Source organism: Rhizobium sp. 10N427 (assembly GCF_056394605.1).
The window spans coordinates 399,259-418,657 of record NZ_JBFTID010000003.1; the positions used below are offsets into that span (position 1 = coordinate 399,259).

Here is a 19,399-nt window from a genome sequence, read left to right on the forward strand (position 1 = left end):
TGCTCTCCGTCTTCAATCGGGTATGGTCCAAATCGGCTAGGGCCGCAGGCAATCGCGGCATGCATTATTGCGTTTTGCTTCTGGCGCCTTTGCCTTCCTTCCGGACGCGGCGTTTCTTGTCCGGGACTTTGTTCTAGAATGCTCGGGGTCATCATCCCGCCGAGGTTTCATTTCAGTCCCGGAGAAGCATCGCCGACGTTCTCACCCTGGACGGCGTGGTAGAAAACTGCGGCGTCGCGGTTGCGAAATGGCCTGAGAGATATGGCCGGGCGCTATGCCCGCCTTGGAGACGTGATGAGCAAGATTGAGTTAGATATTCCCGCTCTGCCGGACACGACCTTTTCGGTCAGAGACGTTTTCGGCATCGATTCCGATATTCGCGTTCCCGCCTACAGTAAGGGCGACGCCTATGTTCCGGACCTCGATCCAGACTATCTTTTCGACCGCGAGACGACGCTCGCCATTCTTGCAGGCTTTGCGCATAACCGCCGCGTGATGATCTCCGGCTACCACGGTACCGGCAAGTCCTCGCATATCGAGCAGGTCGCCGCGCGCCTCAACTGGCCGTGCGTGCGTATCAACCTCGACAGCCATGTCAGCCGTATCGACCTGATCGGCAAGGACGCGATCGTCGTCAAGGACGGGCTGCAGGTCACCGAATTCAAGGACGGCATTCTTCCCTGGGCCTATCAGCACAACGTCGCGCTCGTCTTCGACGAATACGATGCGGGCCGCCCGGACGTGATGTTCGTCATCCAGCGCGTGCTGGAATCCGCCGGCCGCCTGACGCTGCTCGATCAAAGCCGCGTCATCCGTCCGCACCCGGCTTTCCGCCTGTTTGCGACCGCCAACACGGTCGGTCTCGGCGATACGACCGGCCTCTATCACGGCACGCAGCAGATCAACCAGGCGCAGATGGACCGCTGGTCGATCGTCACGACGCTGAACTATCTGCCGCATGAGCATGAAGTGAACATTATCGCTGCCAAGGTGAAGAGCTTCGGCAAGGACAAGGATGGCCGCGACACCGTCTCCAAGATGGTCCGCGTTGCCGATCTGACGCGCGCGTCCTTCATGAACGGCGACCTGTCGACCGTCATGAGCCCGCGTACGGTCATCACCTGGGCCGAAAATGCCGAGATCTTCGGTGATCTCGCCTTCGCCTTCCGCGTCACCTTCCTCAACAAGTGCGACGAGCTTGAACGTGCGCTCGTTGCCGAACATTACCAGCGTGCCTTCGGCGTCGAGCTGAAGGAAAGCGCCGCCAACATCGTTCTGGAGGCCTAAGGCCGGTCGATCATGGCATCTCGTGGTGACAATTCGAAAGCCAAGCCCAACGGCCCTATCGATATCGAGCCGTTGCGGCGCGCGATAACCGGCTGCGTCCGCGCAATCGCCGGTAACGACGAGGTCGAAGTGACCTTCGCCAACGAACGTCCGGGAATGACGGCCGAGCGTATCCGGCTGCCCGAGCTTTCCAAACGGCCGACGGCGCATGAGCTGGCGGTGACGCGCGGTCTGGGCGATTCCATGGCGCTCCGTCTTGCCTGCCACGACGAGAAGGTCCACACGACGATGGCGCCGCAGGGTTCCGATGCCCGTGCCGTCTTCGATGCCGTCGAGCAGGCACGAGTCGAATCGATCGGCGCGCTGCGGATGGAAGGCATGGCTGCGAACCTGCGCTCCATGACCGACGAGAAATATGCCAAGGCGAATTTCAACGGTATCGAGCGTCAGGAAGACGCGCCGATCGGTGAAGCCGTGGCGATGATGGTGCGCGAAAAGCTCACCGGTCAGAAGCCTCCGGCCTCGGCAGGCAAGGTGCTGGATCTCTGGCGTCCTTTCATCGAGGACAAGGCCGGCACCGAGCTCGATAATCTCTCCAACGTCATCAACGACCAGCAGGCCTTCTCCAAGGTCATCCGCAACATGCTGTCGGCCATGGAAATGGCCGAGGAGTATGGCGACGACGACAGCGAGCCGGAAACCGACGAGGACTCTGATCAGGACGACCAGCTGAGCGGCGACGAGCAGGACCAGGACGAGGTTGACGAAGACGCCGGTTCTGATGCTGCACCGGTCGAAGACAGCGAAGTCGCCGACGAGCAGATGGAGGACGGCGAGACTGAAGGCGCCGAAATCTCCGACGACGACATGATGGAAGAGGGTGAGGACGATTCCGAGACGCCGGGCGAGACCCGCCGTCCGAATACGCCTTTCGCCGATTTCAACGAGAAGGTCGATTACCGGGTCTTTACCGAGGAATTCGACGAGATCATCACGGCCGAAGAACTGTGCGACGCCACGGAGCTCGAGCGCCTGCGCGCGTTTCTCGACAAGCAGCTGGCGCATCTGCAGGGGGCCGTCGGCCGTCTGGCGAACCGCTTGCAGCGCCGCCTGATGGCGCAGCAGAACCGGTCCTGGGATTTCGACCTGGAAGAGGGCTATCTCGATCCGGCGCGTCTGACGCGCATGATCATCGATCCGATGCAGGCGCTGTCCTTCAAGATGGAGCGGGACACGCAGTTCCGCGATACCGTCGTGACGCTGCTGATCGACAATTCCGGCTCAATGCGCGGACGTCCGATCACGGTTGCTGCCACCTGCGCCGATATTCTGGCGCGCACGCTGGAGCGTTGCGGCGTCAAGGTCGAGATCCTCGGTTTCACCACCAAGGCCTGGAAGGGCGGGCAGGCGCGCGAGAGCTGGCTGGCCGGTGGCAAGCCGCAGACGCCGGGCCGTCTCAACGATCTCCGCCATATCATCTACAAGTCCGCCGACGCTCCGTGGCGCCGCGCCCGCAGCAATCTCGGGCTGATGATGCGCGAGGGTCTGCTCAAGGAAAATATCGACGGCGAAGCGCTGATGTGGGCGCATAACCGCCTGATCGCGCGGCGCGAGCAGCGCAAGATCCTGATGATGATCTCGGATGGGGCGCCGGTCGACGACTCGACGCTGTCGGTCAATCCGGGCAATTATCTGGAGCGCCACCTGCGCGCCGTCATCGAGCAGATCGAGACGCGTTCGCCGGTCGAGCTGCTCGCCATCGGTATCGGTCACGACGTCACGCGCTACTATCGCCGCGCCGTCACCATCGTCGATGCCGACGAGCTTGCAGGCGCGATGACCGAACAGCTGGCCTCTTTGTTCGAGGATCAGGCCGCACAGCCGCGTGGCGGCCACGCGCGCCGCGCCAGCTGACCATATGATCGCTTTTTCCCGCGTGGCCATGCTTGCTGTCTGCCTTGCGGGACTGCCATCTGCGGTGATTGCCGAGAGTGCCCCGATCGAGAGCCGCGTCATCACCACCTTCAAGATCGGTTCTGACGAAACCAGGTTCGGCCCGCTGGAATTCATCGGTGGTCTGGAAATGGTGTCGAGCAACCGGATATTCGGCTCGTGGTCATCGATCAAGGTCGATCCGGATCGGAGGCATGTAGCGGGGGTGCTCGATACCGGCCATTGGCTGACCGGCACGCTGGTGCGCGATGCGCAGGGCCGTCTTTCCGGTCTTGCCGATGTCGATATCAATCCGATGAAGGACGCGACCGGGCGCAGTTTCGAAGGCAAAGGCCGCATGGATGCGGAAGGGCTCGCGCTCGACAAGGACCGCGCGCTTGTCTCCTTCGAGGGCAATCATCGCGTCGATATCTATCCGCGTCAGGGCTTCGCGAATTCACCCGCTTTGGGCACGCTGCCCATCCTGATCCCGCGCGATGACCTGCGCGGCAACCGCAGCCTTGAGACGGTGGCGATTGCGCCCGCAGACAGCGCTCTGAAGGGTTCTGCAGTCATTGTCGCGGAGGAGAGCCTCGATGATGATGGAAACGTCTATGCGGCGATCCTGGAGGGGCCGCTGAAGGGCCGGTTTGCTGTCAGCCGCTCCGGCGATTTTGATCCGACCGACGGGGCGTTTCTGCCCGATGGCGATCTGCTGCTTCTGGAGCGGCGCTTCAACATGGCAGATGGTATCGGCATGCGCATCCGCCGGATCGCTGCCGCCGAAATCCAGCCTGGCGCTGTCGCAACCGGCACGGTGCTGATGACCGCCGATTTCGGCTATCAGATCGACAATATGGAAGGGCTCGATGCCTTCCGGGCCGACGATGGCTCGACCCATATCATCCTCGTTTCGGACGATAACCATTCGATCCTGCAGCGGAACATGATGCTGGAGTTCCGGCTCGCCGAGTGAGCGCGCCGCCGAACAACTGTCAAAACTCTCCGCTATCTGCTCTCTCCCTTCACCGATATCGAGAGAGCCATGCTGAATATTCATGTCATGGGAGCGTCAGGCTCCGGCACCACGACGCTCGGTCAAGCGCTTGCCGCGAAGCTCGGGATCCGGCACCTCGATACCGATCATTTCTTCTGGATGCCGACCGATCCGCCATTCACCACACAGCGGCCGGTCGAGGCGCGGGTGGCGATGCTGCACGAGGCAATCCAAGCCTCCAACGGCTGGGTTCTCTCTGGCTCAGCGCTGAAATGGGCGGCCGAGTTCGAGCCGCTCTACGATCTCATCGTCTTCCTCAGGATCGACCCCGTATTGCGCATGGCACGCATCCGGGAGCGAGAGGAGACCCGCTATGGCGACCGGATCAAGCCTGGTGGCGACATGGCAGAGAAGAGCCAGGAATTCCTGGAGTGGGCCGAAAGCTACGATACGGCAGGGCCGGAGCGGCGAAGCGCCGCTTCGCATGAGGAATGGCTGAAGGGCAGGGCAACGCCGTTGCTCAGGCTCGATTCCTCAGAGCCGGTCGATAGCCTCGCCGCGGAAGTATTGCGCCATCCTGCCCTCAGAACGAAAGGGCCGCCGGCATAGCGCCAACGGCCTCATTTGCTTTTAGCGAGCGGCTGTTGCCTGCATCGGGCGCAGGGTGTTCATCAGGGCGCCGTAGGGCAGCAGCATGACGAGTCCAACCAGCATCTTCACGGTGAAGTCGCCGAGCGCCCAGGAGATCCAGCGCGGAGCCTCCATCGAGAGCACGCCGAGGATCGGCGCCGATTCCAGCGCGAAGGGTTCGTTCGCGCCGAAGAAGACGAAGAAGGCGGCAAAGGCGAAGGAGAAGAAGATGATCGTATCCAGCGCCGAGCCGATCAACGAGCCGACCAGCGGCGCGCGCCACCAGGCCTGACGGCGAAGGCGGTTGAAGACGGCGATGTCGAGCAGCTGTCCGGCAAGATAGGCCGAGCCAGAGGCGATCGCGATGCGCGGAACGGCCGTGTAGAAGGACAGGCCGACGCCGACAACGAAGCCTGCAAAGACGACCTTGCGGGCGGTCTGCGGACCGAACTGGCGGTTCGTCAGATCGGTGATCAGGAAGGCGATCGGATAGGTGAAGGCGCCCCAGGTCAGGATGTCGGCAAGGTTGATGCCGGCGACCATGGCGTTCAGCGGAAACTGAACGAGGAAGTTTGAGGCGACGACGACGAGCGTCATCAGGGCCACATAGATAAGCAGATAGCGTGTCTTCAGCATTTTTTTATCCTGGGTGATGCCACCAGTTGGAGTGAACAAATTTTGGCCGGTACCATACCGGCAAAGCAAAAGGCTTGTCCGGTTTCAACCGTGCAAGCCTTTTGAAACTTTCGAGAAGAAAGCGCGCCGATGCTTAGGCGGCAGCAGCAGCTTCTGCAGTCTTCTTGACGATCTGGCGGCGCAGCAGACGAGCGCGCATCGACAGTTCGTTTTCGCTTGCCTTGATCAGGAACGCGTCGAGACCACCGCGATGTTCAACCGAGCGCAGGGCGTGAGCCGAAACGCGCAGGCGGTAACGCTGGCCGAGAGCGTCGGAGATCAGGGTAACCTGGCACAGGTTCGGCAGGAACCGACGCTTGGTCTTGTTGTTGGCATGGCTGACATTGTTGCCAACGAGGACGGCCTTGCCGGTCAATTCGCACACGCGAGACATTTGACACCTATTCTTGTTTTTCTCAGCCGCCGAATTACGACGCACCGGCAAAACCGGGCTTGCAATCCAAGGCCATGATTGGAAAGTTGCGGTTCTATAGTCAGAGCGGCTCGCCGCGTCAAGCCAAACCTTGGCCTTTCCCGCAATTCTGTCAAAAAGCTCGTGTTTGCTTCGACAAGCGGCCAGAGTATAGACCGCGTAACAGGGCGGCGTTCGCCCGTCAAACAAGGCTCGCTTCATGGCTCTTCTGGGCAGACGGATTTTGATCCCTGCAATCGTGGCATCGATGGCGATTCCGGCCGGCGCGGAGGAGATCCGCCACCGCACGGAATATCGCGTCGCCCTCGGTGTCCTGCCGATCGCGCGGGCGGCCTTCGTCACGCAGATCGAGGATGACAAGAGCTATACGGTATCCGGTGACATCAGCTCGGCTGGTCTTGCCGACCTGGTGACGACGATTTCGGCTAAGACCAGCGTCGATGGCGTCATCCGCGATGACCGGCTGCAGGCGCAGCGCTATTCGCTCTATTACAAGAGCGGCAAGCGGGCGCGGACCTACGAGGTTCGCTACAGCAACGGCAATATCGTTTCGACCACGGTGAAGCCGGAGCGCAAGCCGCCGAGCAACTGGATCAATGTATCGCCGGGCGATATGCGATCGGTTCTCGATCCGATTTCCGGCCTGATCTTTCCTGCTGACGTGAAGCTCTGCTCGCAGAAGCTGCCGATCTATGACGGCGAGATGCGCATGGATCTGGTGCTATCGCCGAAGGGCTCCGAAGATTTTGCGACGGATGGGTTCACCGGCAAGGCGACCGTCTGCAGCGTCCGCTTCGTGCCGCGGTCGGGCTACAAGAAGGGCCGCAAGGATATCGATTATCTGAGCAAGAGCGGCCGGATGGAAATCTGGTTTGCCAAGGCGGATGCGGCAAATGTATATGCTCCAGTCTACGTCAGCATTCCGACGCAATATGGAACGGTGACGATCAAGGCGGTGAAATACAGCGCCAGCTGACGGAGCCTGTCTCCGCAATCGGGGGACATGATGAAGCTTCGGGCAACTTTGATCGGTTTCACGGCCATTCTGATGTGGTCGTTTCTCGCGCTCTTCACTGCTGCATCCGGCAAGATGCCGCCATTCCAGCTGTCGGCGATCTGCTTTGCCATCGGCAGTATCCCCGGCATCGCCGTCCTCGTTCTCAACCCGTCGCGGCTGGCGCTCTTGAAGCAGCCGGCGAAGGTCTGGATCGTCGGCATCGCCGGTCTGTTCGGCTATCATTTTCTCTATTTCACGGCGCTCCGGAACGCTCCGGCAGTCGAGGCCGGACTGATCGCCTATCTCTGGCCGCTGCTGATCGTCGTCGGCTCGGCGCTGCTGCCGGGCGAGAAGCTGCGCTGGTATCATATTGCCGGTGCCCTTGGCGGTCTCTGCGGCACGTTTCTGATCGTCGGACGCAACGGCATCAATTTCGATGGCGCCTATGCCGTCGGTTATGGCGCGGCGTTTCTCTGCGCATTCACCTGGTCCGGCTATTCACTGCTGACGCGGCGTTTCGATGCGGTGTCGACCGATGTCGTGACCGGCTTCTGCATCGCCACGTCGATCCTGTCGCTCGTCTGCCATCTCGGATTGGAAACCACCGTATGGCCTGAAACGGCATTCGAGTGGCTGGCCGTCGTCGGGCTCGGGCTCTTTCCGGTGGGGGCCGCCTTCTATGCCTGGGATCATGGCGTCAAGAATGGCGATATACAGATTTTGGGCGCTGCAAGCTATGCCGCTCCGCTGCTCTCGACGCTGATCCTGACTCTGTTCGGCTTTGCGGAGCCGAGCTGGCGGATTGCTCTTGCCTGCCTGCTGGTCACCGGTGGTGCCATTCTGGCGGCGCAGGAAATGTTCCGGCGCAAGACGGCGCCGAAACAGCCTGCGGCAGCCGAGTAGGTCAGCCGGCCGGTGCCCAGTCCGGCGGTGCCATCTCGAATTTCGAGAATTCGAAGCCGGGTGAGACGGTGCAGCCGACAAGGGTGAAATCGCCGAGCGTTTCGGCCGATTGCCACCAGTTGGCGGGAATGATTGCCTGGGGGCGTTCGCCGCCCGCCAGGTCGGTGCCGAGCTTCAGCGTTTCGCTGCGCGTTCCGTCTTCCGAGCGATGCAGGGCGAGCGGTGCTCCGGCGTAATAGTGCCAGATCTCGGCGGCGTCGTGGACGCGGTGCCAATGCGATCGCTCTCCTGATTTCAGCAGATAGTAGATCGCCGTCGAATGACCGCGCTCGCCGCCATTGGTGTCGCGGAAGGTCTGGATATAGAAGCCGCCTTCCGGATGCAGCTGCATCGAAAGCGCCTCGATGATCTCGTCGGGCGACATCAGAAATTGTCCTTGCGCTTGCGGATTTCCGCAAAGACCTCTTCGTTCGTCTTCGTTTCCATCAGAAGATTGCGGCGGATTGCTGGATCGGCAGCGCGCAGGAAGGGGTTGGTTTCCTTCTCAAGCGCCAGCGTCGTCGGGATCGTGAAGCGTCCGTCGGCGCGCAGTGCCTCGATTTCGGCGGCGCGGGCCTTCAGCCGCTCATTTGTGGGGTCGATGGTGACGGCGAAGCGGGCATTGGACAGCGTATATTCATGGCCGAAATAGATGGCCGTCTCATCCGGCAAGACCGCAAGCTTCTGCAGCGAATGCCACATGTCGGCGGCGGGGCGCTCGAACAGGCGGCCGCAACCGAGCGCAAACAGCGTATCGGCGGCGAAGAGCAGCTTGTCGTCGACGAAGTGATAGCAAATGTGGCCGGCGGTGTGGCCGGGGGTCTCGATCACGTTGACCGTATGGTCGCCGAAGGTGAAGYTGTCTCCATCGGCCATCGTCTTGTCGAGGCCAGGGATGGCCACGGCCTCGTTCACCGGGCCGATGATCTCGCAGCCGAACTGCTCCTTCAGCGCCAGATTGCCTTCGACATGGTCGGTGTGGTGATGGGTGGTGAAGATGTGGGAGATGGTCCAGCCGCGGCGCTTGGCTGCCGCTTCGACCGCAGCCGCATCCGGCGCGTCGATCGTTGCCGTCAGGCCGGTTTCCGGATCATGCACGAGAACGCCAAAATTATCGGAGCGGCAGAGAAAAACTTCTAATTCCAAAGGTTTCATAGTCTGAACGGCCTCTTTCCTACGGACATGCCCGGAATGTAGAGGCTCCGGCCTTGAAGTCCAACCGCCCACTGATAACATTTACCGCAATGCACGCGGATATTGTCGATCTACGCCAGTTTTATCATTCCGAGCTTGGCCGCCTGGCCGAGCAGTCGATCGCCATGGCGCTGTCGTCGCTCTGGGTGCGGCTGCCGCAGGAGAGATTGGTCGGTCTCGGCTATGCCGTGCCGTTTCTCGATCGTTTCGGAGCCGATACCGAGCGCACCTTCGCCTTCATGCCGGCCGGCCAGGGCGCGGTGAACTGGCCGATGGGGTCGCTCTCCTCGACGGCGCTGATTTTCGATGAAGAATTGCCGCTGCCGGATTCATCTGTTGACCGGGTGCTGATGGTTCATTCGCTGGAATTTGCCGAAAGCCCGCGGGAGACGCTGAAGGAGCTCTGGCGGGTGCTTGCGCCGGGCGGGCGTCTGGTGATCGTCGTGCCAAACCGGCGTGGCGTCTGGGCGCGGATGGAGCACACGCCCTTCGGCTCCGGCCGCCCTTATTCGCGTGGCCAGCTGACGCATTTGCTGCGCGAGACCAACTTTACCCCCGGAGCTTCCGCCGAGGCGCTGTTCTTCCCGCCGTCCAAGCTGCGCACTGTACTGAGCCTGCGGCGTGGCTTCGAGCGCATCGGACGGACGCTGTGGCCCGCCTTCTCCGGTGTCATCATCGTCGAGGCGCAGAAGCGTCTCTATCAGGGTCTGCCGGTAGCTGCACGCGCCTCGCGCCGCGTCTTCGTGCCGGTTCTTGCGCCGCATGGCGTTCCGACCACGCGCAACCGCTAAGTCACTCGACAAAAGCCGCTTTCCGTTTTATTGCCAAAGGGCAATTTAAGCCGGAATTCCCGGCATTTTTCCAAGGTTGATCCCATGAGCGTTGAGAAGAGCAAGCCCGTTCCACGTCCCGGTATTCTTGATATCGCAGCATATGTGCCGGGCAAGGAACATGCGCCGGGCGTTGCCCGCGTCTACAAGCTCTCCTCCAATGAGACGCCGCTCGGCGCCAGCCAGAAGGCGGTCGAAGCCTTCAAGAACGCTGCCGGCAATCTCGAGCGCTATCCGGATGGGCAGGCACACGAGCTGCGCGAGGCGATCGCTGCGGTTCATGGTCTGAATCCGGCTAACATCATGTGCGGCAACGGTTCCGACGAGCTGCTCGGCCTTCTCTGCCACGTCTATCTCGGCGCTGGCGACGAGGCCATCATCACCGAGCACGGCTTTCTCGTTTACAAGATCCAGATCATGGGCGCGGGCGCCACGCCTGTGACCGTTAAGGAGAAGGATCACGCGGTCGATGTCGATGCGATTCTCGCAGCCGTGACGCCGAAGACGAAGATGGTGTTCATCGCCAATCCGGGCAACCCGACAGGCACCTATGTGCCGGTCAGCGAAATCCGCCGTCTTCAGGCCGGGCTGCCGAAGGATGCGGTGCTGGTGCTCGACGCCGCCTATGCCGAGTATGTTCGCCGCAACGACTATGAATCCGGTATCGAGATCGTCTCGTCCAACGCCAATGTTGTCATGACCCGCACCTTCTCGAAGGTCTATGGCCTGGCCGCGCTCCGCGTCGGCTGGATGTACGCGCCGGCGGAGATCATCGATGCGCTTAATCGCATCCGCGGGCCGTTCAACATGAATGCGCCGGCAATTTCCGCAGGTGCTGCGGCTGTTCGCGATCAGGCACATGTGCAGGAGGCTGTTTCCTTCAATCTGATGTGGATCGAGAAGCTCAAGGGTGCCCTGGAGACGATTGGCCTGACGGTGACGCCGTCGGTCACCAATTTTATTCTCATCCATTTCCCCGATGCCGATGGCAAGCGCGCTGCCGATGCAGACGAGTTCCTGACCAGCCGCGGCTACGTCCTGCGTGCGGTCAAGGGCTATGGCTTCCCGAACTCGCTGCGCATGAGCGTTGGCCCGGAAGAGGCGAACCGCGGTGTTATCGAGTCGCTCGGCGAGTTTATGGGACGCAAGGCATGACCATCCAGTTCGACCGCATCGCGCTTATCGGTATCGGCCTCATCGGCTCGTCGATCGCTCACGACGTCAAGCGGCTGGGGATCGCCAAGGAAGTGGTGATTTCGACCCGCAGCGCCGACACGCTGAAGCGGGCGGAAGAACTCGGTCTTGGGGACCGCTATCTCCAGTCCGCGGCCGAAGCCGTGAAGGATGCGGATCTGGTCATCGTCTCGGTGCCGGTCGGTGCGTCGGGAAGTGTCGCCAAGGAAATCGCCGCAACGCTGATGCCGGGCGCGATTGTCACGGACGTGGGCTCGACCAAGGCCTCTGTTATCGCGCAGATGCAGCCGCATATTCCCGAAGGCGTTCACTTCATTCCGGGCCACCCGCTGGCTGGTACCGAAAAGTCTGGACCGGATGCTGGTTTCGCCGGATTGTTCGAACAGCGCTGGTGCATTTTCACGCCGGTGACCGGTACGGATCCGGCAGCGCTTGCCAAGCTTCGCCATTTTTGGGAGGCGCTCGGCGCTCGGGTCGACGAGATGGATCCGCAGCACCACGACAAGGTGCTGGCCATCGTTTCGCATCTGCCCCACATCATCGCCTACAATATCGTCGGCACTGCCGACGATCTGGAGGCGGTGACGGAATCCGAGGTCATCAAGTATTCGGCTTCGGGTTTCCGCGACTTTACCCGTCTCGCGGCATCCGACCCGACCATGTGGCGCGACGTCTGCCTGCACAACAAGGATGCTATCCTTGAGATGCTGTCGCGTTTCTCGGAAGACCTAGCCTACCTGCAGCGGGCTATCCGCTGGGGCGAGGGCGACAAGCTTTTCGAGCTCTTCACCCGCACCCGCGCCATCCGCCGCTCGATCATTCAGGCTGGTCAGGACGTTGACGCGCCGGACTTCGGCCGCCATCACGGCCAGGAACCGAAGAAGAGCTGATCTCCAGCGTTTCTCAGAAAACGCTTTAGATAGGCGGGATGGAGCCGAGCGGGATGAAGCCGCTGACGGTTGCCTCGCCGCGATTGACCACCAGATCCACCGACACGCGATCGCTGCCGGCTGCCAGTGCTTTCAGAAGCTTGGCGGCGGTATCGACCGTCTTGGCGATCTGCGGGAAAGTCTGCTTGATGCTGTCCCGCCACGGGCCGAGCTGCTCGATCTCAAGCTTGAACTTACCCGAAAGAAAGCCCTGCTCATCGAAGGAGAAGGGGCCGGTCAGCGTCATGACCTTGCCGTCGCCGATATCGGCCACGACCTTGCGCAGCTCGCCACTGGCGCCGTAGAGCCCCTGCTTGTCGCTGCCATCGATCATTCCCGCCTTACCGGCCAGCGTCACGTCGGCGCTCGCCGAGAATTTTGGGAAGACCTGCGGCCAATCCTTGATGACGGTGCTGGCATCCTGCAGCGAGATCGCGCCATCAAGATCGCCTTCATTCTGGCGGAGATGAATTTCCGTACGGGCGGCATCGACGTCGATCGTCTGACCGCTATAGGAGGAAACCGCGGTCGCCTTCAGTCCTTCGATAACGGTCGATGTCCGGTCGATGCCCTTGAACTTGGTGATCAGGCTGGATTGCAGGTTTGCCCATTGGGCCGAGAGGGTCAGGCCGTTTGCGGTGCGGATTTCGGCAGGCGAATCCAGTTCCCAGACGATATGGCCGGGCGCATAGACCTTTGCGGCGGAGCGCAGCTGGCCGAAGCTCGCCGACACGCCGTTCTTGTTGTCGTCGACATCGACCTTCGAGCAGAACAGGCCGATGCGGAAGGGATAGCCGCGGAAATCGATATCGGCGCACTCGCCGCTGACACCGGCAGTGTTATGCGGTGCGATGACCTTCAGCACCGTGTCCTTCAGCTGTGAAGCGGCGTAGAACCAGCCGCCGGTATAGATTGCGACCACCAGTACGATGCCCAAGCCGAGCCACCAGAATTTTCTGCTGCTGCCGGATTGGCTTGACGCTGCCATGATGTTCTCCAATGGTGAATCGCGAATAGGAATCTCGGTCTGGCTTGCGATATGGACGAATTTTGGGTGTTTGGCTACGGATCCCTCATGTGGAACCCGGGCTTCGAGTTTGCTGAACGGTCGCAGGCTCTGATTTATGGCTATCGGCGTTCGCTCTGCGTCCGCTCCTGGGTTCATCGCGGAACGCAGGAAAATCCCGGTCTCGTGCTCGGTCTTGATCGCGGTGGCTCATGCCGCGGTATGGCCTTCTCCGTCGCGCCGGAAAAGTGGAAAGAGGTCATCGATTATCTACGGGCTCGCGAACTGGTGACCAATGTCTATCTGGAAAAGCGCGTCTCGCTGCTGCTGGCCGATGGCCGCGCGGTGAAGGCGGTCGCCTATGTCGTGGACCGCAGCCACGTGCAATATGCGGGCGCCCTTGATACCGGCGAGGCCGCGCGCGTCGTCAACGAGGCCGAGGGGCAATCGGGTCCGAACGACGCTTATGTCTTCAACACACTGTCCCATCTGAAGCAGATGGGAATCCGCGATCACTGGCTGGAGCAGGTGGTAGGCGAAGTCGAGCGGCTGCGCGCCGCCTGAACTCAGGCCGACGCGGTCTTCGGTTCGTTCAGAACGGCAAGCCGGTCGATGGCCGTCTGCGGCAGCGGGAGATGCGGATTGCGGGCGACGGTGTCGAGAAGCAGTTCGTCGCTGGCTCGCTCCGTGACTTCGACGAGATGCTCGAAAAAGGCATCGGGGTCCATGCCCGGCATGATCGCGGGCAGGATGCGGACCTTGAAATGGCCGGGATAGCGCATGGTGCTGCGGCGTGGCCAGAACAGGCCGGGATGCATGGCGATCGGCACGACGGGGATGTTGAGATCCCGGTACATGCGGGCAATGCCGTATTTGTAGACCGGCTCGGCGCCCGGCGGGCGGCGGGTGCCCTCAGGATAGATGATCAGCTGGCGGCCGGTCGACAGCTCTTCCTTGGTGCGCTTCAGCACTTCGACCATCACCTTGCCGCGGGCGCCGCGATCGACCGGGATCATCCGCTGCTTCTTGGCATACCAGCCGAACAGCGGGATCCACATCAGTTCGCGCTTGAGGATATAGACGGGGTCCTTCAGCCAGGGAAGCAGCGCGTAGGTATCCCAGAAGGACTGATGCTTCGGCGCCAGGATATAGCCACCATCGGGCAGGTTCTCCATGCCCTCGATCTCGAAGGTCGTGCCGACGATCTTCTCCATCAGCCAGTGGTTCGAGAGCGCCCAGTTCTTCGGAATGCGGTAGGCGGTCAGCCGGGGCACGACGAAATAATAGGGCGAAAGCACGATCATCCGCAGGATGAGGTTGGCGTAGAAGATCGTGTTGAAGAGAACGGAACGCAGGGCGAGCATAAGGTTTCCCGAAAAGCCTATATCCGCGAGCAGGGCGGTTGCGACCTGCCTACACGATTATCACCGCCAGAAAAAGACGCTTCGCTTCAGTCCTTGCCGTCGGCGGCAGCCGAACGCAGGCCGGGGTGGCGGCCGAAGCCGGTGATGTTGCGCGCACCGGCAAACAGCACCTTGCCATATTCGGCGAGCATGACACGCAGCGCATTCGGATCCATGAACCAGGCGCGCGTCTTCAGGTCGGAATTCACGACCGGATAGGGAATGAACTGGGTGTCGTCGTCGACATAGGCAAGTTCGGCGAGACTGCGGGGCATGTGATAGTTGTTGGTGACGACGAGCACGCTTCGGTAGCCCTTGGCATGGATCCAGTTCGATGCTTCCTCGGCATTGCCGATCGTGTCGATCGCGTCATAGCCGATATCGACGCAGCAATCGAAGAGATCGGCCGACCCTGTCGTGGTCTTGCGGATCTGTGCGGGTGTGGTCGAGGGGTGGACGCCTGAAATCAGCAGCCGCTTGCCGGCGCCCTTCTGCAGGAGTTCGACCGCCTGGTCGATGCGCTGGTAGCCGCCTGTCAGCACGACGATCGCGTCGGCCTTCGGTTCGGCTGGCGGCCTCATTGTGGTGACGGAATCGGCAAAGCGCAGGAAGCCGCCGAAGATGAGCGCCATGGCGAGAACGACAGCAAAGCCGCACCAGCGCAGCATGCGGCGCAGAGGCCCGCGACGCGGCGTCTCGACCCGGTAGCTAGCCAGCGCCGGGTCGGGGCGAATCGGATTGCGTCTCGTGTAGCCCATGGTCATGAGTCGTGCATATATCGGGATTGCGGCAGCGAACGGGCAAAGGCGGCGCTATGTGTGATAGCTATCATCAGCTCGCTATCCCGTCTGTTCGTGTCGGATCGGAGCGAAGTGTATCGATCTCGTATATCGTGCGGACGACCGTGACGCGCGCCGTCAGCGTCGTCAGCAGGGCGATGATGATCATCGTGGCGAAGATGCCGAAATAGCCGAGCACGCCGACCGAAAAGGTCCCGAAAAGCGCAGTTGCCTGATCGGTCTGCGGTGTGGCGATCGTGCGGCTCTGCAGGAAGCCCGCGGCGGCAAAAAACAGCGCTGCCAGACCGCTGCCGATCGCCGAGCCCTTGAGGCTGATCTTCAGGAAGTGCTTCTGGAATTCGGTTGCAACGAAGGAGCTTTCGGCGCCGACGAAATGCAGCACCTCAACGATATGGCGGTTGCCCGATAGTGCACCGCGCGTTGCGAAGACGACGGTAAGTACCATGGCGGTGAAGACCAGCAGCAGAATGCCGGTGCCGATCATGACGGTCGTATGCGCCATCGATACCAGCCGGTCGACCCACGTTCTGTGGTCGTCCAGCGTCGCCTGCGGGATACTGTCCTTGAGCAGCGAGCGCATTGCCTCGAAATCCGGCGGATTGTTTTCGTCGATCGTAACGATAACGAGCCGGGGAACCGGGAGTTCCTTGAGATCGAGGCCGCTGCCGAGCCAGGGCTCGAGCAGGCGCGCCGTTGCGGCTTCATCGACAATCTGGCCGCTCTTGGTGCCGACGAAGGTCATGGCGATATCGCGCGCCTGGTTCAGCGCTTTGTCCATGTCGAGGCCGTCGTCCGGCTTGATCTGAATGGTGATTTCGCGGGAAATCTGGCTTTCCCAGCTGGCGGCGGTCGAGCGCACCATGCTGACGCCGCCGAGCGTCAGACAGGCGAGGAAGGCCATGATGGCGATCACCACCATCAGCGCGTTGCCCTGGATGTTGGAAGGCGGCAGGATCGGCGCTGTCGGGCGAACGCGCATTTCCGGGCGCCGCTGCTGCTGGGTGGCCGCTTCCGCTACCTTCTTGCTGGGGGATCGCTCAGTCATAGACGTCGAGATGCCCCTCGGACAGAATCATCCGCCGCGCTTCGACCTGGTCCATCAGGGCCAGATCGTGGGTGGCGATGACGACGGCGGTGCCGAGCCGGTTGAGCTCGAGGAAGAGATTGAGAAGGCGGCGCGCCATCGGCGGATCGACATTGCCGGTCGGTTCGTCGGCGAGCAGGACTTCCGGGCGGTCGATGAGGGCGCGGGCGATCGCGGCACGCTGCTTCTCACCGCCGGAGAGGACCGGCGGCAGCACGTTGATGCGCTCGCCGAGCCCGACCCATTTCAGCAGTTCCAGGACGTCGGTCTTGTAGGTGCTCTCGTCCTTGCCGCGCACGCGCAGCGGCAGCGCGACGTTCTCATAGGTCGTCAGGTGGTCGAGAAGGCGGAAGTCCTGGAAGACGATGCCGACGCGGCGGCGCAGCAGCGGCAGTTCCGGGCGCGGAATATCCGAAATATCGCGGCCGAACATGCGGATCAGACCGCGGGTCGGCTGCAGCGACATGAAGAGCAGGCGCAGCAGCGTGGTCTTGCCGGCGCCGGAGGGACCCGTCAGAAACTGGAAGGACTTTTTCGGAATGTCAAAGGTCAGGTCCCGGAGGATCTCCGGCCCCATGCCATAGCGCAAACCGACATTCTCGAAGTGGATCAACGGGCAACTCAGATTGTTCGAGGTTTCACACCATCGACTTGTTAACCAAGTGGATTAACAACCGGTAAATTTCGGCGGAAAGATGCCCTATCGGCACCGGATTTAGCGAAGCATTAACCATTAAAATTTACGACTGAGCTGGATTCGTTTCAATGCCCGGTATCGTCCGTGCACCGAAACCATGTGAAGAGCTGAAAGGCCGTCATCATGGAAGCATCTTCGTTCAGCCGCCGCGCGCCGGGGCACGCCTATGATTTCCTGCCGCCGGACAAGGCGGCACGCCAGCCGCGGGCCGGAACGCGCCCGGCCGACATTTCCGATGCCGAGTTCGTCGTCATCAGCGGGCGAAGCCCATCGCCAGGCTTCAATGCGAAAAGTTTCAACGATAATCGCAAGCGGGCTGCAGCAGTACCGAAGGTGGAGACACCTAAAGCGGTGACCGGAGCTGTGGTCGCCTTGCGCGCCCTGGAAGAACATCTGCAGCAGGCATCGTTCAAGAGTTTTGCGGCGCTTGTCCTTCTGCTTTTTCTTCTGGTCTTCGGGTTGTCCGGCGGTTTCTCCAGTCTTCAGGCGGACGACCAGTCTGCGATCGGATCGCCCCTGCATTTCACCCATGTGACGCTGACGCCGCGCGATGCCAATGGCATGCGTATCCTGATGGTCAACGGCATTCTCGAAAAYGAGAGCGGCACCACGCAGACGGTTCGGCCGATCCGCGCCGACCTAGTGAGCGATGGGCGGCTGATGGCGAGCATCGTCATTAACCCGCCAGTCGACGTGATCTATGGCGGCGAGAGCCGCGGATTTTCGGCGCGTGTTCAGCACTCTGGTGGAAAAATGCCGGAAGTCCGGCTGTCATTCATGCCCTAAGGGTGTTTCTCCGCGTCTAATGTGCTAACGGCTTACCCTTCATTTTCACGGAGCAAGCCGTATGCCTGTCGTGCGCGGAAAAAATATCGATCCTCTTTTCACTGCCGAGCAGATTGCCGAGCGCAACGATGCAATGGCAAAGCAGATTGCCGAAGGTCCGACCAAGGACCTTCTGGTGATCGCTGTCTTGAAGGGGTCGTTCATTTTCGCGGCCGACCTGATCCGCGCCCTGCACAACAACGGCCTGGCGCCTGAGGTCGAGTTCATCACGCTGTCGAGCTACGGCACCGGCACGGTTTCGCAGGGCGTTCGCATCGTCAAGGATATCGACAGCGATGTGAAGGACCGCGATGTCCTGCTGATCGACGACATTCTGGAATCCGGCCGTACGCTGCTGTTTGCCAAGGAACTGCTCTTCGAACGCGGCGCCCGCAACGTGACGATCGCGGTGTTGCTCGACAAGAGCGTCAAGCGCAAGGAAAAGCTCGAGGCCGATTATGTCGGCTTCGAATGCCCCGACTATTTCGTCGTCGGCTACGGCATGGATGTCGCCTACGCTTTCCGCGAACTTCCCTTCGTGGGCGTCGTCACCGGCGACGCCTGAGCGCCTGCGATACAGACGGGTTGTTAACCATCCCGTCCATCGCCCGCCGCCGTTTACTGATCGCAAAGGAACGGCATGCGATTTCCGTCTTGGGGCATGAAGACGGAGCGATGCATCGATGGCAAAAATTCTGATCACGGAAGACGAAGATTCCCTCCGTTCTTTCGTAGCCCGGGCCTTGCGCCTTGACGGTCATGAGACCGATGAAGCGGCCGACGGTGCCGAGGGACTCGAGAAGCTGAAGGACGGGGTCTACGACCTGCTGCTGTCCGATATCCGCATGCCCGTCATGGATGGCATCGAGCTGGCACACCAGGCAAAGTCAGCCTTTCCGGCGCTGAAAATCCTGCTGATGACAGGCTATGCCGAACAGCGCGAACGCGCTGACGATCTAGCTGAAAAGATCGTCGATGTGGTCTCGAAGCCGTTTGCACTTCCCGATATCCGCAAGGCGGTCGCCCGCGCACTGGCTGCCTGACCAGGCAGCCTCAACTCTCGTCCGGAACGAACTTGCCTTCGTAGCGCACCCGGAAATTCCGCCTGTGAAAATCCTGCTCGAAGCAGACGAATACCAGCTCGATATCGTTGTCGCTGTCACGCTTCCCGAGCAGGCTTAGCGTGATGACCACGACGCCGCTATAGCCGCGGGTGATGCGGAAGGCGGCGTTGCGGATTTCCGTGGCTTCGGGATCGCGGCGATCGTCGCGGCGCTCGTAGATGATCCAGAAGCGGGCGGCGTCCCAGGTCTTTCTCAGGATCTCGCTGACCTCGGCCTTGAACTCCTCGGCATGCATCGCCGGTCCCCAGGACAATGCCGTTTCTCCGGCATCGCTGACGACGTTGAGATAGCCGTCATACTGGTAGGCGCCCGAAAGCGCCTTTTCGATCATCTCGAATGCTGAGTTTTCGCTGATTGCAGTCTTGAAGAGAATTGCCATCGAATCGCTGTCGTTCGTCAACCGTCAAGATTGGACATTAC

At 61.2% G+C, this 19,399-nt stretch carries 23 protein-coding genes; 13 read left to right on the forward strand and 10 right to left on the reverse strand.

The genetic code is table 11. From position 1 onward, the window contains the following. The first annotated feature begins 294 nt into the window (after nt 1-294). From cobS to AC1DIJ_RS09385, 4 genes are all read left to right on the forward strand, one after another. Complete coding sequence (gene cobS / locus AC1DIJ_RS09370) at nt 295-1,287, forward strand: cobaltochelatase subunit CobS (protein WP_112386169.1); 993 nt, start codon at nt 295-297, stop codon at nt 1,285-1,287. A gap of 12 nt (nt 1,288-1,299) precedes the next feature. Further along, complete coding sequence (cobT, locus tag AC1DIJ_RS09375; RefSeq protein ID WP_112386146.1) at nt 1,300-3,201, forward strand: cobaltochelatase subunit CobT; 1,902 nt, start codon at nt 1,300-1,302, stop codon at nt 3,199-3,201. 4 nt (nt 3,202-3,205) lie between these two features. After that, nucleotides 3,206-4,195, forward strand: coding sequence for an esterase-like activity of phytase family protein (locus AC1DIJ_RS09380; protein WP_112386168.1), 990 nt, complete (start codon nt 3,206-3,208; stop codon nt 4,193-4,195). Nucleotides 4,196-4,264: 69 nt separating this feature from the next. Beyond that, complete coding sequence (locus AC1DIJ_RS09385; RefSeq protein ID WP_112386145.1) at nt 4,265-4,825, forward strand: ATP-binding protein; 561 nt, start codon at nt 4,265-4,267, stop codon at nt 4,823-4,825. Nucleotides 4,826-4,846: 21 nt separating this feature from the next. On the opposite strand, the gene AC1DIJ_RS09390 is transcribed toward AC1DIJ_RS09385, so the two are convergent. Next, nucleotides 4,847-5,482, reverse strand: coding sequence for a VUT family protein (locus tag AC1DIJ_RS09390; RefSeq protein WP_112386144.1), 636 nt, complete (start codon nt 5,480-5,482; stop codon nt 4,847-4,849). Between the two features lie 133 nt (nt 5,483-5,615). Then, complete coding sequence (rpmB, locus tag AC1DIJ_RS09395) at nt 5,616-5,915, reverse strand: 50S ribosomal protein L28 (protein ID WP_112386143.1); 300 nt, start codon at nt 5,913-5,915, stop codon at nt 5,616-5,618. A gap of 238 nt (nt 5,916-6,153) precedes the next feature. Between rpmB and AC1DIJ_RS09400 the strand changes: the two genes are divergently transcribed. Both AC1DIJ_RS09400 and yddG read left to right on the forward strand, forming a co-directional pair. Beyond that, nucleotides 6,154-6,930: a DUF3108 domain-containing protein gene (locus tag AC1DIJ_RS09400; protein ID WP_112386142.1), complete on the forward strand. Its 777-nt coding sequence runs from the start codon at nt 6,154-6,156 to the stop codon at nt 6,928-6,930. Between the two features lie 30 nt (nt 6,931-6,960). Continuing rightward, nucleotides 6,961-7,854 (forward strand): aromatic amino acid exporter YddG, encoded by an 894-nt coding sequence (gene yddG / locus AC1DIJ_RS09405; protein ID WP_112386167.1) that lies wholly within the window; start codon nt 6,961-6,963, stop codon nt 7,852-7,854. A 1-nt stretch (nt 7,855) separates the two neighbouring features. Here yddG and AC1DIJ_RS09410 read toward each other — a convergent pair whose 3' ends face one another. Then, complete coding sequence (locus tag AC1DIJ_RS09410) at nt 7,856-8,278, reverse strand: cupin domain-containing protein (protein ID WP_112386141.1); 423 nt, start codon at nt 8,276-8,278, stop codon at nt 7,856-7,858. Continuing rightward, the gene (gloB, locus tag AC1DIJ_RS09415; RefSeq protein WP_477831378.1) at nt 8,278-9,048 is read right to left on the reverse strand and encodes a hydroxyacylglutathione hydrolase; all 771 of its coding nucleotides are present in this window, start codon (nt 9,046-9,048) and stop codon (nt 8,278-8,280) included. Before gloB ends, AC1DIJ_RS09410 begins: the two co-directional genes overlap by 1 nt. A 53-nt stretch (nt 9,049-9,101) precedes the next feature. Between gloB and AC1DIJ_RS09420 the strand changes: the two genes are divergently transcribed. The 3 genes from AC1DIJ_RS09420 to AC1DIJ_RS09430 all read left to right on the forward strand — a co-directional run bounded on the left by AC1DIJ_RS09420 (nt 9,102) and on the right by AC1DIJ_RS09430 (nt 12,001). Beyond that, nucleotides 9,102-9,878, forward strand: coding sequence for a class I SAM-dependent methyltransferase (locus AC1DIJ_RS09420; protein ID WP_112386139.1), 777 nt, complete (start codon nt 9,102-9,104; stop codon nt 9,876-9,878). 84 nt (nt 9,879-9,962) lie between these two features. After that, nucleotides 9,963-11,072 (forward strand): histidinol-phosphate transaminase, encoded by a 1,110-nt coding sequence (hisC, locus tag AC1DIJ_RS09425; RefSeq protein WP_112386138.1) that lies wholly within the window; start codon nt 9,963-9,965, stop codon nt 11,070-11,072. Further along, entirely contained in the window at nt 11,069-12,001 is a 933-nt protein-coding gene (locus tag AC1DIJ_RS09430) for a prephenate/arogenate dehydrogenase family protein (RefSeq protein ID WP_112386137.1), read from the forward strand. Before hisC ends, AC1DIJ_RS09430 begins: the two co-directional genes overlap by 4 nt. Nucleotides 12,002-12,026: 25 nt before the next feature. On the opposite strand, the gene AC1DIJ_RS09435 is transcribed toward AC1DIJ_RS09430, so the two are convergent. Beyond that, nucleotides 12,027-13,028, reverse strand: a complete 1,002-nt coding sequence (locus AC1DIJ_RS09435; RefSeq protein ID WP_112386136.1) for a DUF2125 domain-containing protein — start codon at nt 13,026-13,028, stop codon at nt 12,027-12,029. Nucleotides 13,029-13,079: 51 nt separating this feature from the next. Between AC1DIJ_RS09435 and AC1DIJ_RS09440 the strand changes: the two genes are divergently transcribed. Next, nucleotides 13,080-13,610 (forward strand): gamma-glutamylcyclotransferase, encoded by a 531-nt coding sequence (locus AC1DIJ_RS09440; RefSeq protein ID WP_112386135.1) that lies wholly within the window; start codon nt 13,080-13,082, stop codon nt 13,608-13,610. Between the two features lie 2 nt (nt 13,611-13,612). On the opposite strand, the gene AC1DIJ_RS09445 is transcribed toward AC1DIJ_RS09440, so the two are convergent. The 4 genes from AC1DIJ_RS09445 to ftsE form a co-directional block, all read right to left on the reverse strand. Then, nucleotides 13,613-14,410, reverse strand: a complete 798-nt coding sequence (locus AC1DIJ_RS09445) for a lysophospholipid acyltransferase family protein (protein ID WP_112386134.1) — start codon at nt 14,408-14,410, stop codon at nt 13,613-13,615. 86 nt (nt 14,411-14,496) lie between these two features. After that, nucleotides 14,497-15,213, reverse strand: a complete 717-nt coding sequence (locus tag AC1DIJ_RS09450) for a YdcF family protein (protein ID WP_477831379.1) — start codon at nt 15,211-15,213, stop codon at nt 14,497-14,499. A gap of 67 nt (nt 15,214-15,280) precedes the next feature. Beyond that, nucleotides 15,281-16,228, reverse strand: a complete 948-nt coding sequence (locus AC1DIJ_RS09455; protein ID WP_477831387.1) for a cell division protein FtsX — start codon at nt 16,226-16,228, stop codon at nt 15,281-15,283. A gap of 58 nt (nt 16,229-16,286) precedes the next feature. Then, nucleotides 16,287-16,946, reverse strand: a complete 660-nt coding sequence (gene ftsE, locus AC1DIJ_RS09460; protein ID WP_112386132.1) for a cell division ATP-binding protein FtsE — start codon at nt 16,944-16,946, stop codon at nt 16,287-16,289. 207 nt (nt 16,947-17,153) lie between these two features. Here ftsE and AC1DIJ_RS09465 point away from each other — a divergent pair, with 207 nt between their 5' ends. From AC1DIJ_RS09465 to AC1DIJ_RS09475, 3 genes are all read left to right on the forward strand, one after another. Further along, on the forward strand, nt 17,154-17,816 hold the full coding sequence (locus tag AC1DIJ_RS09465) for a hypothetical protein (protein WP_112386131.1): 663 nt from the start codon (nt 17,154-17,156) through the stop codon (nt 17,814-17,816). A 61-nt stretch (nt 17,817-17,877) separates the two neighbouring features. Next, complete coding sequence (gene hpt / locus AC1DIJ_RS09470) at nt 17,878-18,420, forward strand: hypoxanthine phosphoribosyltransferase (RefSeq protein ID WP_112386130.1); 543 nt, start codon at nt 17,878-17,880, stop codon at nt 18,418-18,420. A 118-nt stretch (nt 18,421-18,538) separates the two neighbouring features. Further along, nucleotides 18,539-18,898, forward strand: a complete 360-nt coding sequence (locus AC1DIJ_RS09475) for a response regulator (RefSeq protein ID WP_027512336.1) — start codon at nt 18,539-18,541, stop codon at nt 18,896-18,898. Nucleotides 18,899-18,908: 10 nt separating this feature from the next. Here the strand turns inward: AC1DIJ_RS09475 and AC1DIJ_RS09480 are convergent, their stop codons facing one another. Continuing rightward, a complete protein-coding gene (locus tag AC1DIJ_RS09480) occupies nt 18,909-19,358 on the reverse strand; it encodes a hypothetical protein (protein WP_112386165.1) in 450 nt (149 codons plus the stop codon). Nucleotides 19,359-19,399 lie beyond the last annotated feature (41 nt).

Coding starts and splice junctions, on each gene's coding strand:
- cobS (WP_112386169.1), top strand. CDS start 295: ATGAGCAAGATTGAGTTAGATATTCCCGCTCTGCCGGACACGACCTTT.
- cobT (WP_112386146.1), top strand. CDS start 1,300: ATGGCATCTCGTGGTGACAATTCGAAAGCCAAGCCCAACGGCCCTATC.
- AC1DIJ_RS09380 (WP_112386168.1), top strand. CDS start 3,206: ATGATCGCTTTTTCCCGCGTGGCCATGCTTGCTGTCTGCCTTGCGGGA.
- AC1DIJ_RS09385 (WP_112386145.1), top strand. CDS start 4,265: ATGCTGAATATTCATGTCATGGGAGCGTCAGGCTCCGGCACCACGACG.
- AC1DIJ_RS09390 (WP_112386144.1), bottom strand. CDS start 5,482: ATGCTGAAGACACGCTATCTGCTTATCTATGTGGCCCTGATGACGCTC.
- rpmB (WP_112386143.1), bottom strand. CDS start 5,915: ATGTCTCGCGTGTGCGAATTGACCGGCAAGGCCGTCCTCGTTGGCAAC.
- AC1DIJ_RS09400 (WP_112386142.1), top strand. CDS start 6,154: ATGGCTCTTCTGGGCAGACGGATTTTGATCCCTGCAATCGTGGCATCG.
- yddG (WP_112386167.1), top strand. CDS start 6,961: ATGAAGCTTCGGGCAACTTTGATCGGTTTCACGGCCATTCTGATGTGG.
- AC1DIJ_RS09410 (WP_112386141.1), bottom strand. CDS start 8,278: ATGTCGCCCGACGAGATCATCGAGGCGCTTTCGATGCAGCTGCATCCG.
- hisC (WP_112386138.1), top strand. CDS start 9,963: ATGAGCGTTGAGAAGAGCAAGCCCGTTCCACGTCCCGGTATTCTTGAT.
- AC1DIJ_RS09430 (WP_112386137.1), top strand. CDS start 11,069: ATGACCATCCAGTTCGACCGCATCGCGCTTATCGGTATCGGCCTCATC.
- AC1DIJ_RS09435 (WP_112386136.1), bottom strand. CDS start 13,028: ATGGCAGCGTCAAGCCAATCCGGCAGCAGCAGAAAATTCTGGTGGCTC.
- AC1DIJ_RS09440 (WP_112386135.1), top strand. CDS start 13,080: ATGGACGAATTTTGGGTGTTTGGCTACGGATCCCTCATGTGGAACCCG.
- AC1DIJ_RS09445 (WP_112386134.1), bottom strand. CDS start 14,410: ATGCTCGCCCTGCGTTCCGTTCTCTTCAACACGATCTTCTACGCCAAC.
- AC1DIJ_RS09450 (WP_477831379.1), bottom strand. CDS start 15,213: ATGACCATGGGCTACACGAGACGCAATCCGATTCGCCCCGACCCGGCG.
- AC1DIJ_RS09455 (WP_477831387.1), bottom strand. CDS start 16,228: ATGCGCGTTCGCCCGACAGCGCCGATCCTGCCGCCTTCCAACATCCAG.
- hpt (WP_112386130.1), top strand. CDS start 17,878: ATGCCTGTCGTGCGCGGAAAAAATATCGATCCTCTTTTCACTGCCGAG.
- AC1DIJ_RS09475 (WP_027512336.1), top strand. CDS start 18,539: ATGGCAAAAATTCTGATCACGGAAGACGAAGATTCCCTCCGTTCTTTC.
- AC1DIJ_RS09480 (WP_112386165.1), bottom strand. CDS start 19,358: ATGGCAATTCTCTTCAAGACTGCAATCAGCGAAAACTCAGCATTCGAG.